At 65.8% G+C, this 8,821-nt stretch carries 8 protein-coding genes; 6 read left to right on the plus strand and 2 right to left on the minus strand.

The features are described from left to right. The 5 genes from ACIRA7_RS12745 to ACIRA7_RS12765 all read left to right on the plus strand — a co-directional run. Nucleotides 1–257, plus strand: a 257-nt coding sequence (locus ACIRA7_RS12745; RefSeq protein WP_396221224.1) for a hypothetical protein, incomplete at its 5' end; no start/stop codon positions are given. Between the two features lies 1 nt (nucleotide 258). Next, complete coding sequence (locus ACIRA7_RS12750) at nucleotides 259–831, plus strand: pentapeptide repeat-containing protein (protein WP_396221225.1); 573 nt, start codon at nucleotides 259–261, stop codon at nucleotides 829–831. 188 nt (nucleotides 832–1,019) lie between these two features. Continuing rightward, nucleotides 1,020–2,651, plus strand: coding sequence for an amidase family protein (locus ACIRA7_RS12755; protein ID WP_396221226.1), 1,632 nt, complete (start codon nucleotides 1,020–1,022; stop codon nucleotides 2,649–2,651). A gap of 17 nt (nucleotides 2,652–2,668) precedes the next feature. After that, complete coding sequence (locus ACIRA7_RS12760) at nucleotides 2,669–3,979, plus strand: M20/M25/M40 family metallo-hydrolase (RefSeq protein ID WP_396221227.1); 1,311 nt, start codon at nucleotides 2,669–2,671, stop codon at nucleotides 3,977–3,979. Between the two features lie 243 nt (nucleotides 3,980–4,222). Continuing rightward, nucleotides 4,223–4,642, plus strand: a complete 420-nt coding sequence (locus tag ACIRA7_RS12765; RefSeq protein ID WP_396221228.1) for a hypothetical protein — start codon at nucleotides 4,223–4,225, stop codon at nucleotides 4,640–4,642. 55 nt (nucleotides 4,643–4,697) lie between these two features. Here the strand turns inward: ACIRA7_RS12765 and ACIRA7_RS12770 are convergent, their stop codons facing one another. Beyond that, nucleotides 4,698–6,413, minus strand: a complete 1,716-nt coding sequence (locus tag ACIRA7_RS12770; RefSeq protein ID WP_396221229.1) for a DUF885 family protein — start codon at nucleotides 6,411–6,413, stop codon at nucleotides 4,698–4,700. Between ACIRA7_RS12770 and ACIRA7_RS12775 the strand changes: the two genes are divergently transcribed. Next, nucleotides 6,412–7,605: a TIGR03790 family protein gene (locus ACIRA7_RS12775; RefSeq protein ID WP_396221230.1), complete on the plus strand. Its 1,194-nt coding sequence runs from the start codon at nucleotides 6,412–6,414 to the stop codon at nucleotides 7,603–7,605. The two genes, ACIRA7_RS12770 and ACIRA7_RS12775, sit on opposite strands and share 2 nt — an antisense overlap. A 199-nt stretch (nucleotides 7,606–7,804) precedes the next feature. On the opposite strand, the gene ACIRA7_RS12780 is transcribed toward ACIRA7_RS12775, so the two are convergent. Next, nucleotides 7,805–8,821, minus strand: a 1,017-nt coding sequence (locus ACIRA7_RS12780) for a hypothetical protein (RefSeq protein WP_396221231.1), incomplete at its 5' end; no start/stop codon positions are given.

Here is an 8,821-nt window from a genome sequence, read left to right on the forward strand (position 1 = left end):
TGGGCCCCGATGACGTGCCGCACTGGATCGGCATCGAACCCAACCACGAGCGCGTGGTGATTACGGGCTATCAGGCGATGAAGACGCGTGTGCTGCTGGCGACCTTCAATGCCACGACCGGTGCGCTCGCCCTCGACGAACGGTTCCGCGCCGCAGGCAGTGCGGAGGTCGGCCTACGCATGGAGGGCATCACGTGGCCGCATGGGGGGAGCGGCGCCGGCATTCCGCACGGGGCTGTGTTCAGCCGTCCGCGCTGACATGACCAAGACCGACTGGGAAGGACAAGACATCTCCGGGCAGACGCACACCGGCGTGAAGTTCACCGACCTGGAGTGCACCGAGGTGGTGAATCGCGGTGCGGTGTTCACCGACTGCACGTTCATGCGGGCCACGTTCAACTGCTCGGTGCACACCGATGCGGCGTTCGTCAACTGCACGTTCAACGGCTGCTCGTTCTTCGACGCGCGCTTCACCGAGTGCAAGTTCGTGGGCAGCAATTTCGTACGCTGCACCTTCGACCTCATGCAGGTGGCCGGTGGCAACTGGTCGCACGTGGGGCTGACGGGCGCCGATCTGTCGCGGGCGATCGTGCGCGGCACGCGGTTACGTGAGGCCGACTTCTCGCGCCTGCGCTGTCAGGACGGCTCGATCCGCGACGCCGATCTCTCGGGTGCCGACTTCGACGGCGCCGACTTCACCAACTGCGATTTGCGGGGCAGCGATCTGAGTGCGCTCGATCCCGCCAAGGTGCGGCTCAAGGGCGCGATCATCGACCTGCAGCAGGCGCTGTCGCTCGTGCAGGCCATGGGGCTCGACGTGCGGGCTGACTGACGCGCACCGCCTGATGTCCGGCCGGGATCCGCAATGGACGCGGGTCCGATTCGTCGCCACTTTGGCGCATGCCTCTTTTCACCTCCCTTGCGTGCACCCGGTTCTCCCGGGTGGCCCTCGCCGCCGTGGCGGCGCTCCTGTGCCGTCCCGCCGTTCTCGGGGCCCAGCGTCCGCCCGTTCAGGGCCCTGTGACTGTCGTCGAAACCAGTCTCGCCGACCTGCGTACCGCGCTCGAGCAGAAGCGCACCACGTCGCGCGAGATCGTGCAGCAGTATCTCGCCCGCATCGCGATGTACGAAGACAAGCTCAACGCCGTGATCACCGTGAACCCGCAAGCGTTGGCGATCGCCGACTCGCTCGATCGCGAGCGCGCCGCGGGGCGCCTTCGTGGACCGTTGCACGGTATTCCGATCGCGCTCAAGGACAACATTCAGACGGTCGAGATGGCGACGTCCGGTGGGGCGCTCGCCTTCGCCGACCTGATGCCGAACTACGACGCCACGGTCACGCGCAACCTCAAGGCGGCCGGGGCGATCATCATCGCCAAGACGCAGCTCACCGAACTCGCCAACTGGACCGCCAGCGGCATGCCGGGCAACTACACGGGGCTCACCGGCTACGGCATGAATCCGTGGGACCCTCGGCGTGATCCGCGCGACGCGTTCTTCGACGGACGCCCCGTGCTGAACACCGGTGGCTCGAGCTCGGGGGTGGGTACCAACGTGAGCTTCTGGGCCGGCAGCGTCGGCACCGAAACGTCGGGCTCGATTCTCAGTCCGTCGCAGCAAAACTTTCTGGTGGGTATCAAGCCCACGGTGGGGCGTGTGAGCCGGTACGGCGTAATTCCCATCACGGCCGATCAGGACACCCCCGGACCGATGACGCGCACCGTGCGCGACGCGGCGATCATGCTGGGGGCGCTCGAGGGCACTGCCCCCGACGCGAACGATGCCGCCACCAAGGCCTGCACCCCACCACCGCGCAACGACTACACCGCGTTCCTGGGCACCGACAAGCTCAAGGGCGCCCGTATCGGGATTCCACGCGCCTTCTTCTACGAGCCCACGGTTCCGCCGGCCGGTGGCAGCAACACGCCGCGCGGTGGACTCACGGCTGCGCAGAACACGGCCATGGATGACGTCATCGCCGTGCTCAAGGCGCAGGGCGCGGTGATCGTCGACCCCGCAAACATTCCCAGCGTCGTGGAGCCGGTGCCGGCCAACAACTTCCTGAACTGGAATCCGTGCAGTGGCCTCGAGCAGGCCAAGGGACGTGACGCCGACTGCTCGATCGCCTTCAAGTACGGCATGAAGCGCGACTTCAACACGTGGCTGTCGTTGCTTGGCGACCGGGCGCCGGTGAAGAATCTGCTAGCGCTGCGCATGTGGAACATCGCGCACCAACGCGCCGGCGCGATCAAGTACGGACAGGCGCTGCTCGACATCTCCGACGAGATGGACGTGCAGGCCGACCTCGCGCGCTATGAAGCCGATCGTCGCAAGGACATCCTGCTGTCGGCCACCAACGGCATCGACGCCGCCATGAAGGCCCACCAACTCGACGCCTTGCTCTTCCCTGGCACCAGCAGCGCGAACATCGGGGCGCGCCCCGGCTATCCCACCATTACCGTTCCGTATGCGCTGTTGCCGGTGCCGCAGGGGCAGGGCGCGCAAGCGTTTCCTGAGGGCCTCACTCCCAAGCCCGCCCCGTTCGGGGTGAGCTTCACCGCGTCGGCCTGCGGCGAACCCACGCTGGTCGGGCTGGCCTACGCGTTCGAGCAGGCCACGAAGAAGCGCGTGCCGCCGCCGCTATTTCCGTAACTTCTACCTCTTCTCTCATGCGTCGCTCTGTTGCCTTCCTCGCGGTCGCTGCCGCCGCGTTGTCGCTCTCGCTGCCGCTGGCTCAGCCACTGGCCGCGCAAACGTTCCCGACCAGCTGGAATCCCGAGCTCCTCAAGCGCGCCGATGTGAAGTCGGCGATGGCGATGCTCGAGCAGCGCTTCCCGAGTCAGGTCGAGGAGTGGATCCGTATCGCCGAGATGCCCGGCAAGTCGCGGCTCGAGCAACAGCGCGGCGCCTATGTGAAGGCGGTGTTCGAACAAGAAGGGTTGAAGGTGTCGGTCGATTCCATCGGCAACGTGACCGGTGTGCGCAAAGGCACCGGCGGTGGCCCCACGATCGTGATCGCCGCGCACACCGACATCGTGTTTCCGCCCGAAACCAACACGAAGGTACGGCGTTCGGGCGATACGCTGTTCGCGCCGGGCGTCGGTGACAACACCGCGTCGGTGGCCAACATGCTGTCGACACTGCGGGTGATGAACGCCACCAAGTTCACCAGCAAAGGCGACATCATCTTCATCGGCACGGTGCAGGAAGAGCTCGGCCTGAAAGGCATGGAGTACTGGATGCAGCACAACCCCAAGCCCGATCTGCTCATCGTGCCCGATGGGTCGTACGGCAGCGTGGCGTACGGTGCGCTGGGCATCTACTGGACCAAGTACGTGTTCACGCATCCCGGCGCGCACACGCTGTCATCACGCGGTATCCCCACGCCGGTCAAGGCTGTAGCCAAGGCCATCGATCGCCTGTATCAGCTGCAGTTCGAGGCGCTCCCCAACGGCGCCGTGATGAACATCGGACAGATTCATGGCGGCAACATCTTCAACGCCGTCCCGCAGGAGTTGTACTTCACGGTGGACCTGCGCAGCTCCGACCCCGCGCTGCTGGACTCGCTCGATCGCACCATTACCCGCGTTACCAAAGAAGTGGCTGACGAACAGAAGGTCGGGTTGCGCGTGGAGATCGAGCAGAAGAGCGGCGCCGGCGGTACCGAGAAGCAGCTTGAAGGCGCGCGTGCGCATCCCCTCGTGCAGACCGCGATCGACATCAATCGTGCGCTCGGCATGAGCCCCGGCATGCCGGGCGCGTCGGAAGCGGTGGCCACCGGTGCCACCGACGCCAACCCCGGCGTGGTGCGCAAGGTGCCCAGCATCGCCATCGGTGGATCGAAGGCCAACGGTGCACATCAGCTCACCGAGTTCGCGCTCGCGTCGAGTGCACTGCCGTCGACCAAGCTGCTCTATCTGCTGACCGCCACCTTCGCCGATGGCATCAAAATCGTTCCGCCGGCCAAGATCGTGCCGTGATGCATCACGCGGCGCGGTGAAAGCAGCACAATTGTGACGGGAATCGGGGCGTCGTGATGCAGTAACGGAGAAACCGCACACGATTCGCCCCGCGCCCGTTGCGCCACAGCGGTATTCGGGGGATGTTCCAAAGGTAAGGCTTGGTGTGAACATCCCCGTCCGTTGGCCGTTTGACGCGATGTGTGCGATGTGACGGCGGCGATCTCCTGCGCGCGGCTGTGCTCTCTTTCAGGAGATTTGCTTGTGACCACCGCTGCTGCCACACCCGCGCCGACGCCGATGCCCATCCCGACGTCGACCGAGTACCACAAGGCGCTGCGACTGCTGTATGTCGCCAATACGATTTCCGATGCGCAGTGGAGCATGCTGCGCGCGCATTGCCTGGCCCCCGAGTACACGCTCACGACCGTCGAACTCGCGGAAGCCGCCGGCTTCGAGAAGCCGGGTGCGGTGAATCTCAACTACGGCCGGTTCGGCGCGAAGTTGGCCGGACGTTTGCTGTACACGGTTCCGCCCAAGGAGCCGCAGGCCTCGGTGTTCGCCACGTTCGCCGAAGGTGGCGCGGAAGCGCCGCAGACGCGGTGGACGCTGCGCCCCGAGATCGTCGCCGCGGTGAAGCTGCTGAACTGGTTCCCGCGTTTGGCCAAGCACAAGACGGCCTGAGTCGTCCCCAACGTCGGCAGTCTGTCACACGACTGCCGACGTTCGCACGATTGCTCTACCGAAACGGCAGCGGACCACTGCCGTTGCGCAGTTCGCGAATCATCCGGTCGTCGCCGGTGAGCTCCCAGTACACGAGCGACACGGGGATCATCCCCACCGTGTTCACTTCATCGAAGAAGCGCTGCATGGTGAAGGCGCTGCCCAGCTGCCGCGCGCGCTCGGCCATCGTTTCTTCCATGAGCCGGCCACCGGTGACGTAGCTGGCTCCGTAGCCCGGCTGACGGAGATACAGGTGTTGCTCGAAGCCGAGCAGTGGATCGCGACGCATCCATCCGCGCGGCGTCCAGCTCACATGCATGTTCGCCGCATCGGCCATCGTGAGCGCGTTCGAGTGCGCGTAGAGATTGCCGAGACCGCGCGCGGCACGCGCTGCCAGCATCGTCCACACGATCTCGCGCGAGCGCGGCGAGTCGTCGTACAGCCCGGCCTGCATCATCCACTCTTCCATCGACGTGGCCATGCCTTCGGCGCGGCTCATCCACACGTTGTACAGCAACGGCGTGCGACGGATCGGGCTCGCGTGCGGGTGCTCGCGGAACCGGCCGTTGTCCCACCAATGCCAGAGGTGGGTCCACAGCGTGCGCGGATCGCGATGCGTGGCCTGCGAGAAGAAATTGCGGGTGGCTTCGGGCGAGTACGACTGGAACCGTTCACGCAGAGCACGCTCCATCCACGGCTCGACCGTCACGATGCCCTTGTCGCGGAAGAACTGCATGTAGCGCGGCAGTGCGGTGGCCTGCATCGTCGCGAACTCGGCGGCCGAGCCGGCCACGGGCATCGGCGGCAGCTTGGCGTTGCGGGTTTCCTCGAGGCGCAGTGAAGCATGTGCGCGCGCGAGTTCACGACGGGTGATCGTGACTTCGTCCTCCCACGTGAGCGGTACCAACAGCACGTTCTTCAGGAACCAGGTGTACTGCACCGTACCGATTCCCGAGGGACCGGTCTTCTTCGACGACTCGGTGCGCAGCCACGTGGTGAACGACGCCGTGGCGTTCGACGCGCTGACGATCGCGGCCGTGAGCGCGCTGTCGTTGGGCATGCTCGCGGACACGCGCGTGGCGAGCGTGCCGAGCGCCTCGTGCTGTTCGTCGAACGTCTTCACGGCACCGACCCAGAGATCCTTGGCGTTGCCCTTGGCGAGATTCACCCGCGCCTGACGCAGCAGCGGGGCGATCGTGTTCAGCTGCGCGGTGAGGCGGCGCGACTCGTCGGCCGTGAGGGCGCGCGACTGATCGAGCACCGTGCGCGGCCACACCGGATACTGCCACAGCCGTACGGCGCCGTGAATCGTGGGGCCCTCTTCGGCCGGCGTATCGCTCTCTTCGGTGCGCACCGAGGCGTAGTACGCCGGGTCGCGGGCAAACGGCTGGAGCACGGTGAGGTGATACTGCATCCCGTTCATCTCGGCCCGAACCAGGTGCCAGTCCACCTGCTCCGGCACGCGCCAGCCGGTGGTGTCGATGGCGCGTAGCTTGGCCTGTAGCGCGCGCAGCGCCACCAGCCGACGTGCATTGGTGGGCGGGGTATAGTCGGGGACGCCGTCGCGGCGTGGCGGCTCTTCAAAGCGGCGCCACTCGGTGAACAGCGACAGCAGCTGCGGGTAGCTGCGACTGGGGGACGCCGGCTGGGCGTGGAGCGCGGCCGGCGTCGCGGCGAGTACGGCCGTGAGCGCAGCGGTCACGACGGCAGGGCGGAGGCGGAAAGAAGGCATGCGCGAATTTACGCCGGGACGGATTTTTCGCACGAGCCCCTACTGGAACGCGCGGCGAGGCCGCATCGTCCCAGCGATGCCGTTCCGCGCCATCCCCCTCCTCGTGTTTGGCCTGCTGCTGGGCGCGTGCGCTGCACCCGCACCGCGGGTGGCGAAGCGTGCCCCGTCGACCGGCGCCGAGCGGGTGCTGGTGGTCATCAACTCGCGCAGTGCGGCCAGCGATTCCGTGGGGCGCTACTACGCCGCACGGCGAGGGATCGACCCGTCGCATATCGTGCGCCTGGCGCTCCCGCTCGACGACGAGATCGGCAGCATCGCGTTGCAGACCGACCTCGTGGCGCCGGTGCGGGCGGCCATCGCGGCGCTGCCGGTACGGATCGACTTCATCGTACTCACCACCGGCGTGCCGATTCGTGTGGCGCGCAAGAACGGCTACAGCGTGGACGCCATGCTGTCCGGCATGCATCTAGCGATTCCGCCCATGGTCGGACTCGATAGCGCGTGGCTGTCGCGGTATCGTAATCCGTACTTCAATGCCGAGGGTCCGTTCTCGAGCGACCGCTACGGCATCTACCTCGTGACGCGATTGGACTGTGGGCGGGTGTCCGATTGTCTCGCCTTGGTCGATCGCTCGATCGCCGCCCGCCCGGCGCCCGGTCCGTTCTTTTTCGATGCGATGCCACCGCGCCGTGGCACCGATGGCTATGCCACGATGAACCTGCTGCTGTATCGGGCGGCGTTCCGGTTACCGCAGCGTGGCATGGGCGTGCAGATCGATACCACGGCGACGTTCGTGGCCCCCTCGGCGCCGGTGATGGGCTACGTGAGCTGGGGCAGCAACGACGGGCGGTACGATAGCGTGGCGTATCATGCGGTGCGCTTCCTGCCGGGGGCGCTGGCGGAAACCTTCGTGTCCACGAGCGCGCGTACCTTCGGACCGGTGACCGGTGGGCAGAGTCGGATCGTCGATCTGATCGCGCAGGGCGTGACCGGGGTGAAGGGCTACGTGAGCGAACCGTTCACGCTGGCGCTGGCCAATCCGGACATCCTGTTCGATCGCTACGTACGCGGCGCCACGCTCGCGGAGGCGTTCTATGCGGCATCGTACATGGTGCTCTGGAAGGATCTCGTGATCGGCGATCCGTTGTGTGCGCCGTACGCGATGTTCCAGGAGCCTTCGTTCGCTCCGTGACGGGCTGGATCGCTCACTGCCGGAACACGGATTTGGCGGCTAGATCCTTAACTGCCAGAACACGGAGACCGCGGATCACACGGAAACAACACGGATAAGCAAACAGCGCTTTTGGCTTATCCGTGTTGGTTCCGTGCAATCCGCGGTCTCCGTGTTCTGGCTGTTGTTGTTGCTGCTGTTGCTGTTGTTGTTGCTGTGGCTAAAACGCCGCCATGCGCGTGACTTTGATCGCCACGGAGCGCTCGTTGCGTACGTTCGTGAAGGTGTTCTGGCGCTCGGTGTACACGAGGAATACGTCGCTGAGCGGCGCGTAGCGCCAGGCCAGCCGAGCGTTGGTCACGAAGCTGCGGGACTGTGTGTTGTACTGCACGAAGGTGCTGCCGAAGAGTGTCGTGGAGTACGCGTACTTGAGGCGCACGCCGGCGAGGTCGGCGGCAAAGGCGCCGCTGGGCAATGCGACGTCGTTGTGCTGATAGGTGGCTTCCATGCTCATGTCGTAGCGCGGGCGCCATGTGAGTCCGCCGCTCAGCGTGGTGTTGGTGCCGTTGTAGAAGTCACCCACCTGTACACCCGCGTTGCCGTAGACCGGATAGCGCTGCGTCGAGGTGTAGGTGGCCTTCGCATTGCGAAAGCTGTAGCGGCCGATCGGAATCGAACGCCCTGGGAAGGGGGTGAACGGGCGATCGAGACGATCGAACCAGTCGTTCACCTGCAGCTTGAGTTCACCATCGGGCTGAAAGAACACGTCAAGCGCGGCGGTGAGTTGATGCGACTGCGCGCCGCCATCGAGATCGGTGTACACGTCGGCCTCGACGTACGGATTGAGCTCCTGAATGCCCTTGAGCTTGGGACGCGCGTGAATGCCCGTGGTGCCGTACGCCTGCTGAAAGCCGCGCCGGTTCACGAAGCCGATGCCCGGATCGAAGTGGTCCGAGACGCGCTTGTACATCGCTGACGTGTTCCAGAGCCGGCCGCGATACGCCGCCGATACGCGTCCGGCGGTGCCGTTGGAGCTGGCCGTGTCGGCATCGCTGACCGCGAGGTACGAGTTGATGATGAGATTGCCCAGCAGGCGGATGTTCGCGTCCACGCCGTACGAGCGGTTGAAGGTGCCGCTGCTGTCGGTGGCCTGACGGTTGGCGGCCAGCAGCCCGATGTCGGAGTTGCCGAAGATGTTCCGGCGCACGCGCGCCACGGCAAAGTTCTCCGTGGGGCT

Origin of the sequence: Gemmatimonas sp. (genome assembly GCF_044376735.1) — a bacterium.
GTDB lineage: Bacteria > Gemmatimonadota > Gemmatimonadetes > Gemmatimonadales > Gemmatimonadaceae > Gemmatimonas.